Consider the following 18,447-nt stretch of genomic DNA (forward strand, 5'->3'; position numbering starts at 1 on the left):
GGTGTTCCCCGGTTCACGGGACACCTGGGGCCTGTGTCGCGCACGATCTCCTCGTGCTGACCCCCGAAGCCCTTCGTGCGCACCTGGTGGGCGCACGCCTCGCCGGGACCGTGGCCACGTCTCGTGAGGAGAGCCTGCGGAGTTACCGGCTGTTCGCCGCCCGGGATCCACGGGTGCTCCTCGGGCTGGATCCCGAAGGGCCCTGGAGCCAGTGGGATGTGATCGAGCTGATGGCGGACCGGTGCGGGGTTCCGGCCGATCGCCGTCGGGTTTCCGGCCAGGACGTGATCGATCCGGGGCGCACCCTGGCCGCGCTGGACGCCTTCGCGGGGCGCCTCGCCGAGGCCGCCCGGCGGAGCGCACCGGTGCTCCTCGGCACCGGGCACCCTCACCGGCTGCTCGGTTTCTACGCCGCTTTGGCAGACGCGCTGTCGGCGGCGGGGTGTGAGATCCTCACCCCCGCGCAGGGTCGCTGTGTCGACATAACGACCCGGTTCGGCCTACGTACGTACAACCTCGACTACGTACGAGGAGTCGCGCTGGTGCGGGGAGCCGGGGTGGAACGCCCCGGTTGTGAGCCCGGCGCACATACGCACTCACCTCTCCCGGTTCGTACCGTGTTGGCCGCTGCCGCGGAGGCCGGCGGGCCCCTTCCCGAGCTGGTGATCGGGGACCACGGGTGGGTCTGCGGGGCAGGTCAGCTGGGGTTCGAGGCCGTCGGGCCGGCCGATACGGACGACCCCGCCCCGTTCGTCGGGGAGGCGGAGGGGTCCGTCTCCGTCGTCGTTCCACTTGATGACGGAGTGCGGTCTGATTACTACCTGCCGCTTACCCGCTACGTACTCAATCGGGCGTGTCTGTCACAGTAGGCCGCCGATGGGTGCACCTCTTCCCCACTCGCATCACCCGCCCCTACATTGGGGAGTGAGCACGCAGCGACGAAGAGTCACCGGAAGGGGAAGCCGGTGGCCGTCGAGTGCGGAAGGTTCAGGTGTGTCATGGCTGCAGCTGGCGAGAGGCCTCTGAACGAGGTTCAGTTCCTTACCGTGGCGGAAGTCGCCTCGGTGATGCGAGTGTCGAAGATGACCGTGTACCGGTTGGTGCACAGCGGTCATCTGCCCGCGATCCGTGTGGGGCGGTCCTTCCGCGTCCCGGAGCAAGCGGTTCACGAGTACCTCCGCGAGAGTTACGTGGGGGTGGAAACCGCCTGACGGCTGGGGCGGGGTGGTCCCTCACAGGGCACTCGGGATCACCCTGGCCCCCTCGATTACGACCTCAGCGCTCGGGCGGGTAGGCTAGCCCCTCGTAGGTCGTGTGGGCCCATGGCGCCCAAACAACCGAGTGATGAGAAGTGAGCGAGGGTAGTCGTGGGCTCTGTTATCAAGAAGCGGCGCAAGCGGATGGCCAAGAAGAAGCACCGCAAGCTGCTCAAGCGCACGCGCGTTCAGCGTCGCAACAAGAAGTAAGTTCGCGACGCGGACGCCGCGAGAGCGTTGCTGTGGCCCCCCACCCACCGGTGGGGGGCCACACGTGTTCCGGCTCGTACGTCCGGCTGCTTGTCGTCACTTCGCGCATCGGGCGGTCATCACAGCGCAACGCCGACCCGCTAAGTTGGCCCCACGGGGGAACGCGGCGGGGGCAAGAGGTTTTCTGGAAGGAAGGCGCTGATCTTGGGCAAGGTCGTGCTCGTGACCGGTGTGGCCCGCCAGCTGGGGGGCCGGTTCGTACGGCGGATCCAGCGTGACCCCGAGGTGGACCGGGTCGTCGCCGTGGACGCGGTGCCGCCCGAGCACCACCTGGGCGGCGCGGACTTCGTCCAGGCCGACATCCGGCAGCCCACCATCGCGCGGGTGCTCGCCGAGACGGGCGCCGACACGATCGTCCACCTGGACGTGACGGGCACGCCGCTGGGCAGCGGCAACCGGGCCTCCCTGAAGGAGACCAACGTCATCGGCACGATGCAGCTGCTCGGTGCCTGCCAGAAGTCACCGAACGTGCGGCGGCTGGTCGTGAAGTCCAGCACGAACGTCTACGGCTCCGCGCCGCGTGACCCGGCCGTCTTCACGGAGACGACCCCGCCCAAGTCGCTGCCCAGCGGTGGCTTCGCCAAGGACACGGTGGAGGTCGAGGGCTATGTCCGCGGCTTCGCGCGGCGCCGGCCCGACGTGGCCGTCTGCGTGCTGCGGTTCGCCAACATCCTCGGCCCGACCGCGGACACCCCGCTCGTCTCGTACTTCTCGCTGCCGGTGCTGCCGACCGTGTTCGGCTACGACCCGCGGCTGCAGTTCGTGCACGAGGACGACGTGATCGAGGTGCTGCGGATCGCCTCGCACGAGCCCACGCGGGGCACGCTCAACAGCGGCACCTTCAACATCGCCGGCGACGGTGTGCTGCTGCTCTCGCAGTGCTCCCGGCGCCTCGGGCGCCCCACCGTGCCCCTGCTGCTCCCGGCCGTCACCTGGGCGGGCTCGCTGGTGCGTACGCTGGGCATGTCGGACTTCTCGCCCGAGCAGATCCGGCTGCTCACCCACGGCCGGGTCGTGGCCACGGGCCAGATGCGCGAGACGCTGGGATTCCAGCCCAAGTACACGACCGCGGAGACGTTCGCGGACTTCGCACGCAGCCAAGGACCCGGACTTCTCCCGCCGGAGGCCCTTGCGGGGGCCGTCGACCGGATCGCCGCGCTGCCCCTCGCGGGCGGCGGCCACCCCCCGACGCAGAGCGCCAACTGAGGAGCGCATCAACGATGGCGGATGCCAAGGTCATTCCGTTCGACGACGACCGGTCCCGCGGGGGCGCCGTGCAGCGTCCGCAGCGGCGCCGGAGCGCGGGGAGCCGGCGCCCGGGCACGGACTCGGGGCCGGTCCGTGAGGTACAGCCCCTGCCCACCAGGGCTGTTCCGCAGGATGATGTTCCTGTGACGTCTGAGGAACAACCCCCGGAGGGGCCCCAGGGCGGCGACGGCGGCCTGGAGCGGCGTATCGCGGGCGGCCTGGCCTTCCTGCGCCGCCGCCTCACCGGGGACTACGAGGTCGACGACTTCGGCTACGACGAGGAACTCACCGACCAGGTCCTGATGTCCCTGCTGCGCCCGCTGTACGAGAAGTACTTCCGGGTCGAGGTGAAGGGCATCGAGAACATCCCGTCCGAGGGCGGCGCCCTGATCGTCGCCAACCACTCCGGGACGCTGCCGATGGACGGCCTGATGATGCAGGTCGCCGTGCACGACAACCACCCGGCGGGCCGGCATCTGCGGCTGCTCGCCGCGGACCTGGTCTTCATGCTGCCGGTGGTCAACGAGCTGGCCCGCAAGCTCGGTCACACCCTGGCCTGCGCCGAGGACGCGTCCCGGCTGCTGGAGCAGGGCGAGGTGGTCGGGGTGATGCCGGAGGGCTTCAAGGGCCTCGGCAAGCCCTTCGCGGACCGTTACAAGCTCCAGCGCTTCGGCCGTGGCGGTTTCGTCTCGACCGCCCTGCGCACCGGGACGCCGATCGTGCCCTGCTCGATCGTCGGGGCCGAGGAGATCTACCCGATGATCGGCAACGCGAAGACGGTGGCCCGTCTGCTGGGCTTCCCGTACTTCCCGATCACGCCCACGTTCCCGTGGCTCGGGCCGCTCGGGGCGGTTCCGCTGCCGACCAAGTGGACGATCCAGTTCGGCGAACCGATCCTCACGGACGGCTATCCGCCGGAGGCCGCCGAGGACCCGATGCTGATGTTCAACCTGACCGACCAGGTCAGGGAGCAGATCCAGCACACCCTGTACAAGCTGCTGGTGCAGCGCCGGTCGGTCTTCTTCTGAGGCAGTGCGTTACGGCTGAGGCCGTTCCTGCCTACGACGATGGGGGCGCCCCTTCTCAGGGGCGCCCCCACTGTCGTACCGCCGGCTAGTCGGCGTCCTCGCTGTTGATGCCCAGACCGGGCAGCAGATCGGGCAGGAGCGGCGAGAGCGTCACGTCCGGCTCGGGGATGGGCGTGTCGCCCTCCGCCGACGGCGAGGTGCTCGCGTCGCTGTCCTGCGGCGGGTCGAGCAGGCCGCCGGTGTTGCCGCCGAGCAGGCCGTCGCTGTCGCTGCCGGAGCCGGCCGAGCGGCTGGGACTACCGGAGCCGGCGTTGCCCTCGTCGTCGGAGTGGCCGCGGCCGCTGTCGCTGGGCCGGGCCGACCGGTCGGTGGCGGAGGAGCCGGTGGAGGCCGACTCGGAGGCGCCCTGCCGGTTGCCGTCGCCGCCGCTCCTGGCGGGGGGCTCGGGCAGCAGGGACCGCAGCGGGGCGACGTCCTCCTCTATGGCGTCGAACACCGACGACACCTGCTCGCTGACGTCCCCGAGCTGGACGGGGAGCCTCTCGCTCAGTTCGCCCCAGGCCTCGCGGTGGGAGTGGGAGAACGAGGAAAGGGCCTGGATGGGGTCCAGGGAGTCCGGGTCGCGCTCGTATGCCTCGCTCAGCAGCCGGTGGCCTTCCGACGCGTCGTGCCGCATGCCGGACAGGGCGCGGCGGATCTCGCCCAGGGACTCGTGGTCCAGCGGGCCGCTGCGGCCTCGCTCCATCAGGCGGCGGGCTTCGCTGAGCCGGGTGGAGGCGTGGTCGAGATGGACCCGGCCGCGCTCGTCGACTCCGTCGGCGAGGCCGAGTTTGACGTCCTCGATGCCGCGCTTGAGGCCGTAGAGCGAGTCGCCGGGCAGGGCGTCGGAACTGGCGGCGGCGACTCCGCCGAAGGCGCTCGCGGCCACGCCCACGCTGAGCCCGCCCGCAGTGAGACCCTTGGCGAGGCGGGAACGGGGCCGGAACTTCTTCAGTGGGCTCGCGCGGTGGGCGCCACGGGCCCTGGGGGAGCGCTGCTCGGGGACTGCGCCGTCCGTCGCCCCGCCTCCCGCGGTGCCCTCCTGGAGCATGGCCTCGAAGGCGGCCACCAGCTGGGCCCGCTGGACGACCTTGACCTCCGGGTCGAGCTCCGGCTTGGGCAGCGCGCCGAGACCGGAGGCGAGCGCCAGCAGGCGTGCCTGTTCGGTCCGCTCCGCAGCGGCCGGGGCCGGTGCCGATCCTTCGGACTGCTCGGCCGCCGTGCCCTGCTCGGACTGCTCCTGAAGGGCCTGGGCGAAGGCGTTCGCCCGCCGGTGCGCCGATACGTTCGCGATCACTGGCGGCACCTCCTCTCGTCATGACGGTCGACTCCCCAGGGGGTCCTGAGGGTTGCACACCCTGACCACGACCACACGATCGAGTGATCGGAGCCGGTCAGGGGGTGACCACAGGGAGCCTGCACCCCGCACAACGAGCGGCGCGGCAGTTGGGTTACGGACGCCGGATGATCGGATGCGGAAGTCAACCGACTTTCACGGAACGTGAGTTGACCGTCGCCGAGCGTAGGGTCCGGTCAGCGGGTGTCTTCCGGGAGGAGCCGGGCGAGGGTGCGGACGGCCCGGTACTGGAGGGTCTTGATGGCGCCCTCGTTCTTGCCCATCACGCGGGCGGTCTCGGCGACGGAGAGGCCCTGGAGGAAGCGGAGTGTCACGCACTCCTGCTGCTGGGGGTTGAGTCGCCGCACGGCGTCGAGCAGGGCGGCGTTGGAGAGGGACTCCAGGACGGAGTCCTCGGGGGAGCGCTCGACCTCGTTGGCGTCGAGCATCTCGCCGGTGGTGACCTCGAGGCGGAAGCGGCTGGACTTGAAGTGGTCGGCTACGAGGTTGCGGGCGATGGTGACGAGCCAGGCGCCGAAGTCCCGGCCCTGCCAGGTGAACGTGCCGATGCGGCGCAGGGCGCGCAGGAAGGTCTCGCTGGTGAGGTCTTCGGCGGTCGCCTTTCCTCCGACCCGGTAGTAGATGTACCGGTAGACGGTGTCGCTGTATTGGTCGTAGAGGCGGCCGAAGGCGTCGGACTCGCCGGCCTGGGCGCGCTCCACGAGGTCCATCATGCGGGCGCTGTCGCTGTCCGCCGCCGGCCGTCGGGCGGTGGCCGCGCCGGACGGGCGCCCTCGTCTGCCGACCGCGGCGCTGCCGTCGGCCAGTGCGTAGCACGGGCCTACGGGCGCGGCGGTGGCGAATGCGGGGCCGGCGTACGCGGTGGGGACGAAGCCGCGCAACAGGTCGAGGACCGTTGCGCGCAGCGTAGCCAGGCCCGAGGCGTCAACCCCGACGTGTGGGTACACGGGACTCCCAGAGGCAGAGCTTCCATCACGTGCAGTGCGGGACCGTTCACCCGTCGTAGCGACGGAGGGGTACCGGTTTGCGTCTGAGGAGAATAACGCTTCGTGTAGGCCCTGCTACACCGAGTTGCTCAAATCATCGATTACGTCGCTTCCGTAACCCATTGACGCCGCATCAAGTGCCGGAGCATGAACGATTGTTGACCGGAAAGGTTCGGATTGAGGCTGAGTTCAGGGCGTGTTGTGGCCGTGTGCAGCCAAGAGGACTGGATACGAGGTTGTGGGGGTACGCCAGTTGGATTTACGGGGTTGGTCATCCCGTAAACGAAGGTGTCCCGGATTGATCGGCCGTCGGCTTGACCGGTCGTCAGCGACGGCGGCGGTGCAGGGCGATCGCCGCCGCCGTGCCGCCGGCCACCGCGCCCACGCCGGCCGCGGCCGGGATGCCGACCTTGGCGGCCTTGCGGCCGGTGCGGTAGTCGCGCAGGCGCCAGTCCAGCTCGCGGGCGTGCTTGCGCAGCTTGGAGTCCGGGTTGATGGCGTAGGGGTGGCCGACCAGGGACAGCATCGGGATGTCGTTGTGCGAGTCGCTGTAGGCGGCGCAGCGGCTGAGGTCCAGGCCCTCGGCCGCGGCCAGGGCACGGACCGCCTCGGCCTTCGCGGGGCCGTGCAGCGGTTCGCCGACGAGCTTGCCCGTGTAGACGCCGTCGACCGACTCGGCGACCGTGCCCAGGGCGCCGGTCAGGCCCAGGCGGCGGGCGATGACCTGGGCGATCTCGACGGGGGCCGCCGTGACGAGCCAGACCTTCTGGCCCGCGTCCAGGTGGGCCTGGGCCAGGGCGCGGGTGCCGGGCCAGATACGCTCGGCCATGTACTCGTCGTAGATCTCCTCGCCGATCGACTGGAGCTCGGCGACGCGGTGGCCCTTGACGATCGACAGGGCCGAGTCGCGGGCCTCCTGCATGTGTTCGGGGTCCTCGACCCCGGCCAGCCGGAACCACGCCTGCTGCCAGGCGAACTTCGCGAGGTCGCGCGTCTCGAAGAACTTCCGCTTGTACAGGCCCCGTCCGAAGTGGAAGAGGGCGGCGCCCTGCATGACGGTGTTGTCCAGGTCGAAGAAGGCGGCGGCCTGGTCGTCGCCGTGGACCGGGAACTGCGGTTCCTCGGTCGTGCCGGCGGCCTCCTGTGAGGACTTGCGGGCAGCCTCCGCCGAGGCCTCGCCTGCCAAAACGCTCCGCGCCGTGGCGGAGCGCCTACGGGGAGTGAGCCATCCGAGAGCGGCCATGGCGTGAGCATAGCCAGTTTGTTCGGGGGTTCCGGAGTCGAGAGGTTTGGAGCCTGTGAACTCTCGGCGAGCGTGTCGTTAAAGATGTCGCTCGGGGCGGACGTGGTCGGCGCGTCCTCTGGCGCTTTCGTGAGGGTTCCCCTTGTTCGCCGGCGCGCGACAATGGCCGACATGAGTCCCCTCTTTCGTCGCAGGCCCCCTCGGGACCGGCTCGTCACCCTGATCCGCAAGCCCGGCTGTCATCTGTGTGATGACGCACAGGTCGTTGTGGAGAAGGTGTGCGGTGATCTCGGAGTCCCCTGGGAGCAGAAGGACATCACCGAGGACCGGGAACTGCACGACCAGTACTGGGAGCAGATCCCGGTCGTGCTGGTGGACGGCAGGCAGCACACGTTCTGGCGCGTGAACGAGGACCGTCTGCGCAAGGCGCTGACCGAGTGATCCCGGCCGGTCCCGCAACTGACCGACCAGTCCAAAGAGGCCGGAACGTCGCTTAGGATCGACGGTGGCTGGTCTCGGGGGCGGGATACACAGAGGAGAGTGTGCGGTTTTGCCCCCAGAAGTGAAGGAACAGTGGTGCGTGCGCGCCGGTTCCCCGGGAGTGCGCCGGGGGCGCGTGACCCCGGTCACGTTGGCCGGGCAAATCGGACACCATCTTTGTGCACGCGTTCACAAAGACATAGCCTGCTTTCGACGGGGCGGTCATGTAGGGACGTATGACCGCCTACAGCCCCGCTCTACCCGCAGGAGCACCGTGGCAACTGGCCGAACTCACCGACCGGCGACCCGCAGCCGAGGGATTCCCGAGGCCACCGTCGCCCGGCTTCCGCTGTACCTCCGCGCTCTGACCGCGCTGTCGGAACGCTCGGTGCCCACGGTCTCCTCCGAGGAGCTCGCGGCCGCGGCGGGGGTCAACTCCGCGAAGCTGCGCAAGGACTTCTCCTACCTCGGCTCCTACGGGACCCGGGGCGTCGGCTACGACGTCGAGTATCTCGTCTACCAGATCTCCCGCGAACTGGGCCTCACCCAGGACTGGCCGGTCGTGATCGTCGGTATCGGCAACCTCGGCGCCGCCCTCGCCAACTACGGCGGGTTCGCCTCCCGCGGCTTCCGGGTCGCCGCGCTGATCGACGCCGACCCGGCCATGGCGGGCAAGCCCGTCGCCGGGATTCCCGTGCAGCACTCCGACGACCTGGAGAAGATCATCCAGGACAACGGCGTGTCGATCGGGGTCATCGCCACCCCCGCCGGTGCCGCCCAGCAGGTCTGCGACCGGCTCGTGGCCGCCGGCGTCACCTCCATCCTGAACTTCGCGCCGACCGTGCTGTCCGTCCCGGACGGCGTCGACGTGCGCAAGGTCGACCTCTCCATCGAGCTGCAGATCCTCGCCTTCCACGAGCAGCGCAAGGCCGGCGAGGAGGCCGCCGCCTCCGACGGCGGTGTCCCGGCCGCCGCCGCGCGCAGCGACTCCGCCGACCAGGGGCCCGACGGGGACATGCCCGCCGTGATGCCGGCATGAGCCTCCTCGTCGTCGGACTCAGCCACCGCAGCGCCCCGGTCAGCGTGCTGGAGCGGGCCTCGCTCACCGCGGACGCGCAGGTCAAGCTGCTCCAGGACACGGTCGCCGCCGAACCGGCCGCCGAGGCCGCGCTGCTCGCCACCTGCAACCGCATCGAGCTCTACGCCGACGTGGACAAGTTCCACGCCGGTGTCGCCGAGCTGTCCACGCTGCTCGCCCAGCACAGCGGGGTCGGCCTGGAGGAGCTCACTCCCTATCTCTACGTGCACTACGAGGACCGGGCCGTCCACCACCTGTTCTCGGTGGCCTGCGGGCTGGACTCGATGGTCGTCGGCGAGGGGCAGATCCTCGGCCAGATCAAGGACTCCCTGGCCCGCGCGCAGGAGCTGAACTCCGCGGGCCGGCTGCTGAACGACCTGTTCCAGCAGGCCCTGAGGGTCGGCAAGCGCGCCCACTCCGAGACCGGCATCGACCGCGCCGGCCAGTCCCTGGTCACCTTCGGCCTGGAGCAACTGGCCGCGGGCGGCGACGTGCAGACCTGGGCCCGGGGCAAGAAGGCCCTGGTCATCGGCGCCGGGTCGATGTCCTCCCTGGCCGCGGCGACGCTCGCGCGGGCCGGGGTCGCCGAGGTCGTCGTCGCCAACCGCACTTGCGACCGCGCCGAGCGCCTCGCGCGGATCCTCACCGAGGGCGACGACACGGACGTGCTGGCCCGCGCGGTCCCGATGGAGTCGGTGCCCGTCGAGCTGACACGTGCCGATGTCGCCGTCTCCTGCACCGGCGCGACGGGCCTGGTCCTGACGGCCGAGTCGGTCGCCGCCGCGGTGGAGGGCCGTACGGCCGCGCCGTCGGTCGCCGACGGCGACGGACCGCCCGCACCGGACGGCGAGCCGGGCCGGACGGCGGCCACGGGAGCCCAGCGGGGCAACCTGCCGGCCACCGGCCTCGGCGGCGAGGACGGCTGCCCGCTGGACCTGCCCGCGGTGCAGGGCACCGCCGGATTCTCCGTGCTCGGCGAGGCGGCCGTGGCCGGTATGGCCGCCGCCGACCTGGAGCAGCACGCGGCGTGGGTGGACAACGGCACGGTGGGCGGCGCCCAGCGCGCGGCCAGGCCGAGGACGGCCGGCCCTCTCGACCCCGCCTCGGACGCCGACGCCATCGCCGCGCTCGCCGCGACCGTGGCCACCGTCGGGCGGATCCCCGAGCGGCGCAGGCCCGAGCCGGTCGACGAGCCGCCGCGGCCCGAGCCCGTGCTCTTCCTGCTCGACCTGGCGATGCCGCGCGACATAGACGCGGCCGCGCACCGGCTGGGCGGGGTGCGGCTGGTGGACATCGAGTCGCTGGCGGAGGCCTCCGCGGGCGCTCCGATGGCTGCCGATGTGGACCAGGTCCGGCGTATCGTCTCCGACGAGGTCGCGGCCTTCGGGGCGGCACTGCGGGCCGCGCACATCACGCCGACCGTGGTCGCCCTGCGCACCATGGCCGCCGATGTCGTGGCCAGCGAGATCGCCCGCCTGGACGGGCGGCTGCCCGGCCTCGACGACAAGCACCGCGCGGAGATCACCCAGACCGTGCGGCGCGTGGTGGACAAGCTGCTGCACGCGCCGACCGTACGGGTCAAGCAACTCGCGGCCGAACCCGGCGGCGCCGGGTACGCGGACGCGCTGCGGACCCTGTTCGACCTCGACCCGGAGGCGGTTGCCGCCGTCTCCCGGGCCGAGGACAGCACAGAGAAAGACCGAGGCCCGGCATGACCGACAAGACGCTGAGGCTCGGTACCCGGCGGAGCAGGCTCGCCATGGCCCAGTCCGGGCAGGTGGCCGAGGCCGTGAGCCGGGTGACCGGGCGGCCCGTGGAGCTCGTCGAGATCACCACGTACGGCGACGTCTCGCGAGAGGCGCTCGCCCAGATCGGCGGCACGGGTGTGTTCGTGACCGCCCTGCGCGACGCGCTGCTCAAGGGCGAGGTCGACTTCGCGGTGCACTCGCTGAAGGACCTGCCGACCACGCAGCCCGACGAGCTGGTGGTGGCCGCAGTACCCGCGCGGGAGGACCCGCGGGACGTGATCGTCGCCCGGGACGCGCTGAAGTTCACCGACCTGCCGAGCGGGGCCCGCATCGGTACCGGTTCGCCGCGCCGCATGGCCCAGCTCAACGCGTACGCGCGCAGCCACGGCCTGGACATAGCGACGGTCCCGATCCGCGGCAACGTCGACACCCGGATCGGATACGTACGGTCCGGTGAGCTCGACGCCGTCGTGCTGGCCGCCGCCGGACTGAACCGGATCGGCCGGGGTGACGAAGTGACCGACTTCCTGTCGGTCGACACGGTTTTGCCCGCCCCCGGCCAGGGGGCACTGGCGATCGAGTGTGCCGCGGGCAACGCGGACCTCCTCGCCGCGCTCGCCGAACTCGACGACCCGTTCACGCGGATCGCCGTGACGGCCGAGCGATCACTGCTCGCCGCCCTGGAGGCCGGTTGCAGCGCCCCTGTGGGCGCGCTGGCCGACCTGTTGGCCGACGGGCAGATTGTCAAGGAAATGCGCCTGCGCGGCGTCGTCGGCACGACCGACGGCTCGCGGATGGTGCAGCTGTCCACCACCGGTCCCGTGCCCGAGACGCACGACGGGGCAATGGCGCTCGGTCGCGAACTCGCGGCCGAGATGCTCGCCCAGGGCGCGGCCGGTCTGATGGGGGAGCGAGCACATTGAGCCCCACCACCCTTTCCGCCGGTCCTGAACACGGGCACGTCACCTTCCTGGGTGCCGGACCCGGAGATCCGGGACTGCTTACTCTGCGCGCCGTCGAGGCGCTGGCGCACGCGGACGTCCTCGTCGCCGAGCACGAAGTGCTCGACGTCGTACGTCAGCACGCCAGGCAGGGCGTCTCCGAAGTGCACACGGACCCGGATCCTTCCCAGGATCCGACGCCGGGCACAGGAGCGCCCCAGCTGACGGTAGTTGACGGCACGTCAACCGCCGTCGCCGCCCCCGCGGTGCGGGATGCCGCACATCTTGTCATGGAGGCCGCGCGGGGCGGCAGGCGGGTCGTGCGTGCGGTGTCCGGTGACCCCGGACTCGACACGTACGCCGCCGAGGAGATGCTGGCGTGCGCCGCCGCCGGGGTGCCCTTCGAGGTCGTCCCCGGTATCGCGAGCGCCGTCGGTGTGCCCGCGTACGCCGGTGTGCCGCTGCGGGACGCGCAGGGCGCGGACGTGCGGTTCGTCGACGCGCGCACGGCGTCGGACCGGTGCTGGACGGAGGTCGGGGCGTCGGACGGCACGGTCGTCGTGTCCACCACCCTGGACTCCGTCGCCGCGGCGGCCGGCGAGCTCGTCTCCGCGGGCCGCAAGCCGGACACCCCGCTGACGGTCACCGTCGCCGGTACGACCACCCGGCAGCGCACCTGGACCGCCACGCTCGGCACGATCGCGCAGACGCTGAAGCAGGCCAAGGTGCTGCCCTCGCCCGACGGGGGCCGGCCGGTGATAGCCGTGGTCGGTGAGCGTTCCGCCGCCGCCCAGCGCGATCAGCTCGCGTGGTTCGAGTCCAAGCCGCTGTTCGGCTGGAAGGTGCTCGTGCCGCGCACCAAGGAGCAGGCGGCGTCGCTCTCCGACCAGCTGCGGTCGTACGGGGCCGTGCCGCACGAGGTGCCGACCATCGCCGTCGAACCGCCGCGCACGCCCCAGCAGATGGAGCGGGCGGTCAAGGGGCTCGTGACCGGCCGCTACGAGTGGATCGCCTTCACCTCGGTGAACGCGGTCAAGGCCGTGCGGGAGAAGTTCGAGGAGTACGGGCTCGACGCGCGTGCCTTCGCGGGCATCAAGGTCGCGGCCGTCGGCGAGCAGACGGCCAAGGCGCTGATCGCCTTCGGCGTGAAGCCGGACCTGGTGCCGAGCGGGGAGCAGTCCGCGGCGGGGTTGCTGGAGGACTGGCCACCTTACGACCCGGTCTTCGACCCGATCGACCGGGTGTTCCTGCCGCGTGCCGACATCGCCACGGAGACGCTGGTCGCCGGGCTGATCGAGCTGGGCTGGGAGGTCGACGACGTCACGGCCTACCGGACCGTGCGGGCCTCGCCGCCGCCGGCGGAGACGCGCGAGGCGATCAAGGGCGGCGGGTTCGACGCCGTGCTGTTCACGTCGTCGTCGACCGTGCGGAACCTGGTCGGTATCGCGGGGAAGCCGCACAACGTCACCGTGATCGCCTGTATCGGCCCTGCCACGGCGAAGACCGCCGAGGAGCACGGGCTGCGGGTGGACGTCATGGCTCCGGAGCCGTCGGTGCACAAGCTGGCGGAGGCGCTGGCCGACTTCGGCGCGAAGCGGAGAGCTGCCGCTCTCGAGGCCGGGGATCCGGTGACGCGGCCGAGCGAGAGGCGGCCGGGGGCTCGGCGGCGGCGGTCGACGACCTGAGGGTCGGCCGAGGATGTCGGCTGCGGCTACGCGGGGGTCACCGCGTGGCCGTAGCGCAGCAGGTTGTCCGGGTCGTAGGTGGCCTTGTCGTGGCGTAGGCGTTCGTAGACCTCCGGGGTCCAGGCGCGGGCGCGGTCCTGTTCGTCGCCCGGGGTGCCGTGGATGTTGACCATGGTGCGGCCCGTGCCGTAGGGGGCCATGGCGGTGTAGAGCTGCTGCGTCGCCTGTTCGATGGCCTCGGCGTCGGGTGGCGCGGCCAGGATGCCGACCGAGTCGATGAAGTACAGGGCGTCGCGGGCGCAGACGGCGTCCTCGACGGGGGACGGGCGGGACAACGCGCCGCCCATGTGGCGTATCTCGACCATCAGCAGGGGGTGGTCGACGCCGGCCGCGGGACCGGCCTGGTCCAGGAACGCGCGGATGGCGTCCGGGGCCAGGTCGCGCAGGAGCAGGCAGGATTCCCTTCCGGGGAGCGGGTCCTGCGGTTCCATGTGGATGCGGTCCAGGGCCGCGTGGTCCATCACCTCGACCGTGTCGAAGGCCACGGGAGCGGCTGCGCGCAGCGGTGCGATCAGTGCCTCGCCCCCGGCCGGGAGGCCGGGCCAGGCGAGCGCCACGCGGGCCCAGAAGCCGCCGCGCAGTGGCTCCGGGATCTGGGGGATGGGCGGCAGGCGCAGGATCGTGAACGCGCTGCACATCTCGTCCGGGACGGTGTGGGTCCAGTCCGCCCAGGTCTGGAGCAGGGCCTCGGTGTGTTCGCCCGGGCAGTAGATGCCGCCGCCGTAGAGGCGGGGGAGCGACAGCAGTTCGGTGACGAGTGAGGTGACGACGCCTACGTTGCCCTTGCCGCCGCGCAGGGCCCAGAACAGTTCCGGTTCGTGCTGGGGGTCCGATTCGCGCAGGTGGCCGTCCGGGGTGACGACCTGGAAGGAACGGACCAGGTCGGCGGCGTAGCCGTAGGCGCGGCCGAGGACGGGGAGTCCGCCGCCGAGGGTGTAGCCGATGACGCCCGCGTCCGTGGAGGTGCCGCACAGGCCGGCGAGGCCGTGGGGGGCGGCTGCGGCCATGACGTGGCTCCACTTCGCGCCCGCGGCGATGGTGGCTGTGCGGGTGGTGGGATCCACCTGGACGTCGGTCATGCGGGACGTGTTGATCAGGAGGCCCTGTTCGATGGGGAAGTTGGCGCCGTGGCCGGTGGCCTGGACGGCGACGGGGGTGTTGGTGGCCTTCGCCCAGCGCATGGCGGTGACGATGTCGTCCGGGCCGGCTGCTCCGATGACCACGTCGGGGGTGTGGAGGGCGGCCAGGTTGAAGCCGGTGACCTCGTCGGCGTAGGCGGGGTCGCCGGGGCGTAGGACCGGGCCGTGGATTTCCGAGAGGGCGAAGATGTCGGGCGTGTCGTGGCGGGCGGTCATCGCGTCCTCCGTGGGTGGCGTACGGAGGGACGGCGGCGGCGGGGGTGGTGTTGGCCGTCGGGGTCCTTGTCCTTAGGTGTTGTTTTCAGGATGGACCTGGGGGGTGGTGGGCGCATTGTGGGGCTGTGGGGTGCTGGTGCTTCGCGTGGGGGCTGGGGCCGGGGGTGCGCAGCTCGGCGCGACGAGGTGCCGCTGCGCCCACCCGTGCCGCCCCTGGCGGCACGCATGGCCGCAGCTGAGTTCCGACAGTGCGTCGGCATCGGGGCGTATGGGGCGGGCGTAGCGTAGGTGGCATGACGACGTACGGATCTTTTCCCGGTACGCGGCCGCGGCGTTTGCGGAGCACTCCCGTCATGCGTCGGATGGTGGCCGAGACCCGGTTGCACCCTGCCGATCTCATTCTTCCGGCCTTCGTGCGGGAGGGCGTCAGCGAGCCGGTGCCGATCGCGGCCATGCCGGGGGTCGTGCAGCACACCCGGGACAGTCTGAAGAAGGCCGCCGCGGAGGCCGTCGCGGCGGGGGTCTCCGGGATCATGCTGTTCGGCGTGCCGGAGGAGTCGAAGAAGGACGCGCTCGGGACGCCGGGGACCGACCCGGACGGGATTCTCCAGGTCGCCATCAGGGACGTGCGGGCCGAAGTCGGTGACGACCTGCTCGTCATGTCCGACCTGTGTCTCGACGAGACCACCGATCACGGGCACTGCGGGGTCCTGGACGACCAGGGGCGGGTCGACAACGACGCGACCCTGGAGCGGTACGCCGAGATGGCCCAGGTGCAGGCGGACGCCGGGGCCCATGTGGTCGGCCCCAGCGGGATGATGGACGGGCAGATCGGCGTCGTCCGTGACGCCCTCGACCAGATCGGGCGGGAGGACGTCGCCATCCTCGCCTACACCGTCAAGTACGCCTCCGCCTTCTACGGGCCGTTCCGGGAGGCCGTCGGCTCGTCCCTGCAGGGGGACCGGAAGACCTACCAGCAGGATCCCGCGAACGCGCGTGAGTCCATGCGGGAACTCGCCCTCGATCTGGAGGAGGGCGCCGACATGGTCATGGTCAAGCCCGCGGGGCCCTACCTGGACATTCTCGCCCGGGTCGCGGACGCCGTGGACGTGCCCGTCGCCGCCTACCAGATCTCCGGCGAGTACTCGATGATCGAGGCCGCCGCCGAGAAGGGCTGGATCGACCGGGACCGCGCGATCATGGAGAGCCTGACCGGTATCCGGCGGGCGGGCGCCCGGAGCATCCTCACCTACTGGGCCACCGAGGTGGCCCAGCAGCTCAAGGGTCAGTAGGACAGGGCCTGCTCCATGTCCCGCAGCCAGTACGTGACGGTCAGCGAGCTGTCGTAGTACACGCCCTCGGCGGGCAGCTGCGGGAGTGCCGAGGGGCCGCCGCCGCTGTGCGGCGTGCGGCCCTGGAAGCCGATCGTGAGCTTGCGGCCGGTGGCGCCGCCGGCGCCGCTTCCGTCGGCCGCCGACAGCACTACGCTCGCGTAGCCGGACTCTCCGGGTGCCAGGGTCGTCACGGCCTGCGGCTTGGATTCCGCGATCGGCTGCGGGGCCCACTGCATCTCGTCGAAGCGCAGCACCGGGTAGTAGGTGAGGTCGCACGTCTTCGAGCCGGTGTTCTTCACCGTGATCAGCATGTGGTTGAGGGGGCGGGGGACCCGCTTGGCCGTGACGGTGGTGTTGGCACCGTTGCAGGAGACACGGGCGGCGGGGGCGGCGGCCGTCCCGGGCTTCTTGCCCTTCGCGTTCGTGTCCTTGGCGTTCGTGTCCTTGGCATTTGTGCCCTTCGTCTGCGTGGCCTTGGTCTGCGTGGCCTTCGCGTTCGTGGCCGTGTCGGCAGCCGTGTCGCTCGCCGTGTCGGCGGCCGCGGTGGTGGGCGCGGTGCTCGTCGTCGCCGTCAGCTGCGGCTTGGCTGCACCCTCGTCCTGAGTGCCCGTGCCGTCCTGGCACGCCGTCAGGGCGAGGGCGGCCAGGAGGGCGACGGGGAGAGCGTGGTACTTGCGCATGGGTGGTTCCCTTTCGGACAAACGTTGTCGGCACGAAGGCCTGAGCGAGCCGCTCTACCGGTCGGCCGGGAGCGGCGTGCTTGGATGACCAGAGCTTGTGCGGTGATCCGTCCCAGCCGCCACAGCCGGCGGACGATCAGGGACGCTGGAACGCCCGCACAGGCGTTGACCAGGGGAAACGACCCTCCCTTGGAACGGGGAACGGGACATGGGGGATGGAGGAACGGTGTCGGAAGACACGGCCGCGGCAGACTTCGCCGCGTTGCTGGGGGAGTTGAAGGAGCGGTCCGGGCTGAGCTACGGGGTGCTCGCCAAGCGGCTCCACATGAGTACGTCGACGCTGCACCGGTACTGCAACGGGGATGCCGTACCCACCGACTACGCGCCTGTGGAGAGGCTCGCCCGGCTGTGCAAGGCGTCGTCCGAGGAGCTTGTCGAGCTGCATCGGCGGTGGGTGCTGGCGGATGCGGGCCGTGGGCGTAAGGTGACCGCCGCCGCTCCGGCCGCCGGGGCTGTGACCGCGGAGACGGTGACCGCCGAGGCGGTGTCCGAGGAGGCGGTGTCCGAGGTGGAGGCTCCCTCGGAAGCAGGCCTTCCGGAGGAGGCGGGCGAGGTTGTTTCCGGGGGGCCGGTGGGCCGCCGCCCGCGCCGGCCCCGCCCCGCCCTGCTCGCTGTCGGCGCCGTAGCCGTGGTCCTGGGTGTGGTCGGGATCGCCGTGGCCGTTCCCTCCGGCGGGGCGGACGAGGACGGGCGTCGTGGTTCGGCGGCGGTCTCCGACGGCAACCGGCAGCAGCCTGATGGCGGAACGGCGGCATCAGCGTCGCCCTCGGGCAGTTCCTCCCCCGGCAGCGGCAAGAAGAAGGGCGGTGGGAAGGACGCCGCCTCCGCGACGCCCAGCTCGTCCGCCTCTGCCACCGGCACCGGAACCGGCACCGGCACCGGCGCCGACCGCCCCGGACGGGACCCCGCCGCCTCCTCGCGCCCAGCCCCCCTCACCGTGAACACCGAGCCGCACGCCTGGGAGAGCCCCTGTTCCCAGCGCTACCTGGTGAACCGGCCGCCTGGGCGGGTGGGACCGCCGCCGCTGGAGCAGGACGCGCCCGCCTGGGTGGGGGCGATGGGTGCCGTGCCGTCGGGGCAGCAGTATCTGAAGCTGACCGTGCAGGGCACCGGCAAGGAGACGGTGGTCGTCGACGGGCTGACGGTCCGTATGGCAGGCAAGCGTGCGCCGCTCGCCTGGAACGACTACGCCATGGGCTATCCGGGCGTCGGCTGCGGCGGCAACGTCCCGACCCGCTCCTTCACGGTCGCCCTAGACGCCGCGCGTCCCGCCGTTGTCCCGGAGGCGGGGCACGACGACTTCCCGTTCTCGGTGAGCGAGTCCGACCCGGAGGTCTACTACATCCGGGCCGACGCCTCCGCGTACGACGTCAGCTGGTACCTGGAGCTGAGCTGGTCCAGCGGCGACCGGAGCGGCACGCTGACGGTGGACGACCGGGGCCGGCCCTTCCGGACGAGCGGGAACAACGGGCGTCCGGCGTACGAGTTCCCGCTGGGCGGCGACAAGTGGGTCGAGGCCGGGAGCACCGACTGACTCAGTGGAACTCGTGAAGTCGGTTGCTCCGGAAGCCGGGGCGGCCAGGCCCGCCAGTCGAGCTC

Annotated in this window: 17 protein-coding genes; 12 read left to right on the forward strand and 5 right to left on the reverse strand. The window is 71.4% G+C overall.

The annotated features are described in order from the left end of the window. The first annotated feature begins 53 nt into the window (after positions 1 to 53). The 5 genes from PV963_RS26205 to PV963_RS26225 all read left to right on the forward strand — a co-directional run bounded on the left by PV963_RS26205 (position 54) and on the right by PV963_RS26225 (position 3,802). Entirely contained in the window at positions 54 to 869 is an 816-nt protein-coding gene (locus tag PV963_RS26205) for a phosphatase (protein ID WP_274818173.1), read from the forward strand. Between the two features lie 129 nt (positions 870 to 998). Then, the gene (locus PV963_RS26210; RefSeq protein ID WP_004984898.1) at positions 999 to 1,211 is read left to right on the forward strand and encodes a helix-turn-helix domain-containing protein; all 213 of its coding nucleotides are present in this window, start codon (positions 999 to 1,001) and stop codon (positions 1,209 to 1,211) included. A gap of 156 nt (positions 1,212 to 1,367) precedes the next feature. Further along, on the forward strand, positions 1,368 to 1,466 hold the full coding sequence (locus PV963_RS26215; protein ID WP_003948845.1) for a 30S ribosomal protein bS22: 99 nt from the start codon (positions 1,368 to 1,370) through the stop codon (positions 1,464 to 1,466). Positions 1,467 to 1,670: 204 nt separating this feature from the next. Then, the gene (locus tag PV963_RS26220; RefSeq protein WP_274818174.1) at positions 1,671 to 2,732 is read left to right on the forward strand and encodes an NAD-dependent epimerase/dehydratase family protein; all 1,062 of its coding nucleotides are present in this window, start codon (positions 1,671 to 1,673) and stop codon (positions 2,730 to 2,732) included. A 14-nt stretch (positions 2,733 to 2,746) separates the two neighbouring features. After that, entirely contained in the window at positions 2,747 to 3,802 is a 1,056-nt protein-coding gene (locus PV963_RS26225; protein ID WP_274818175.1) for a lysophospholipid acyltransferase family protein, read from the forward strand. Positions 3,803 to 3,887: 85 nt separating this feature from the next. Here PV963_RS26225 and PV963_RS26230 read toward each other — a convergent pair whose 3' ends face one another. From PV963_RS26230 to PV963_RS26240, 3 genes are all read right to left on the reverse strand, one after another. Further along, positions 3,888 to 5,138, reverse strand: a complete 1,251-nt coding sequence (locus PV963_RS26230; protein ID WP_274818176.1) for a DUF5667 domain-containing protein — start codon at positions 5,136 to 5,138, stop codon at positions 3,888 to 3,890. A 236-nt stretch (positions 5,139 to 5,374) separates the two neighbouring features. Next, complete coding sequence (locus PV963_RS26235) at positions 5,375 to 6,145, reverse strand: ECF subfamily RNA polymerase sigma factor, BldN family (protein ID WP_059424445.1); 771 nt, start codon at positions 6,143 to 6,145, stop codon at positions 5,375 to 5,377. Positions 6,146 to 6,509: 364 nt separating this feature from the next. After that, the gene (locus PV963_RS26240; RefSeq protein WP_274818177.1) at positions 6,510 to 7,427 is read right to left on the reverse strand and encodes an HAD family hydrolase; all 918 of its coding nucleotides are present in this window, start codon (positions 7,425 to 7,427) and stop codon (positions 6,510 to 6,512) included. Between the two features lie 162 nt (positions 7,428 to 7,589). Between PV963_RS26240 and PV963_RS26245 the strand changes: the two genes are divergently transcribed. From PV963_RS26245 to PV963_RS26265, 5 genes are all read left to right on the forward strand, one after another. After that, on the forward strand, positions 7,590 to 7,868 hold the full coding sequence (locus PV963_RS26245) for a glutaredoxin family protein (RefSeq protein ID WP_274818178.1): 279 nt from the start codon (positions 7,590 to 7,592) through the stop codon (positions 7,866 to 7,868). Positions 7,869 to 8,181: 313 nt separating this feature from the next. After that, positions 8,182 to 8,946 (forward strand): redox-sensing transcriptional repressor Rex, encoded by a 765-nt coding sequence (locus PV963_RS26250; RefSeq protein ID WP_086603660.1) that lies wholly within the window; start codon positions 8,182 to 8,184, stop codon positions 8,944 to 8,946. Then, positions 8,943 to 10,700, forward strand: a complete 1,758-nt coding sequence (locus tag PV963_RS26255; RefSeq protein WP_274818179.1) for a glutamyl-tRNA reductase — start codon at positions 8,943 to 8,945, stop codon at positions 10,698 to 10,700. Before PV963_RS26250 ends, PV963_RS26255 begins: the two co-directional genes overlap by 4 nt. Continuing rightward, positions 10,697 to 11,656, forward strand: coding sequence for a hydroxymethylbilane synthase (gene hemC / locus PV963_RS26260; RefSeq protein ID WP_274818180.1), 960 nt, complete (start codon positions 10,697 to 10,699; stop codon positions 11,654 to 11,656). Before PV963_RS26255 ends, hemC begins: the two co-directional genes overlap by 4 nt. Continuing rightward, positions 11,653 to 13,359, forward strand: coding sequence for a bifunctional uroporphyrinogen-III C-methyltransferase/uroporphyrinogen-III synthase (locus PV963_RS26265; RefSeq protein WP_274818181.1), 1,707 nt, complete (start codon positions 11,653 to 11,655; stop codon positions 13,357 to 13,359). Before hemC ends, PV963_RS26265 begins: the two co-directional genes overlap by 4 nt. Positions 13,360 to 13,385: 26 nt before the next feature. Here the strand turns inward: PV963_RS26265 and PV963_RS26270 are convergent, their stop codons facing one another. Continuing rightward, entirely contained in the window at positions 13,386 to 14,774 is a 1,389-nt protein-coding gene (locus PV963_RS26270) for an FAD-binding oxidoreductase (protein ID WP_274818182.1), read from the reverse strand. 293 nt (positions 14,775 to 15,067) lie between these two features. On the opposite strand from PV963_RS26270, the gene hemB reads away from it, so the two are divergent. Then, positions 15,068 to 16,066: a porphobilinogen synthase gene (hemB, locus tag PV963_RS26275; RefSeq protein ID WP_274818183.1), complete on the forward strand. Its 999-nt coding sequence runs from the start codon at positions 15,068 to 15,070 to the stop codon at positions 16,064 to 16,066. Here the strand turns inward: hemB and PV963_RS26280 are convergent. Continuing rightward, on the reverse strand, positions 16,060 to 16,788 hold the full coding sequence (locus tag PV963_RS26280; protein ID WP_274818184.1) for a DUF4232 domain-containing protein: 729 nt from the start codon (positions 16,786 to 16,788) through the stop codon (positions 16,060 to 16,062). The two genes, hemB and PV963_RS26280, sit on opposite strands and share 7 nt — an antisense overlap. Before the next feature lie 226 nt (positions 16,789 to 17,014). On the opposite strand from PV963_RS26280, the gene PV963_RS26285 reads away from it, so the two are divergent. Next, on the forward strand, positions 17,015 to 18,382 hold the full coding sequence (locus PV963_RS26285) for a helix-turn-helix domain-containing protein (protein WP_274818185.1): 1,368 nt from the start codon (positions 17,015 to 17,017) through the stop codon (positions 18,380 to 18,382). Positions 18,383 to 18,447 lie beyond the last annotated feature (65 nt).

This window comes from Streptomyces coeruleorubidus, assembly GCF_028885415.1.
Lineage (GTDB): Bacteria > Actinomycetota > Actinomycetes > Streptomycetales > Streptomycetaceae > Streptomyces > Streptomyces coeruleorubidus_A.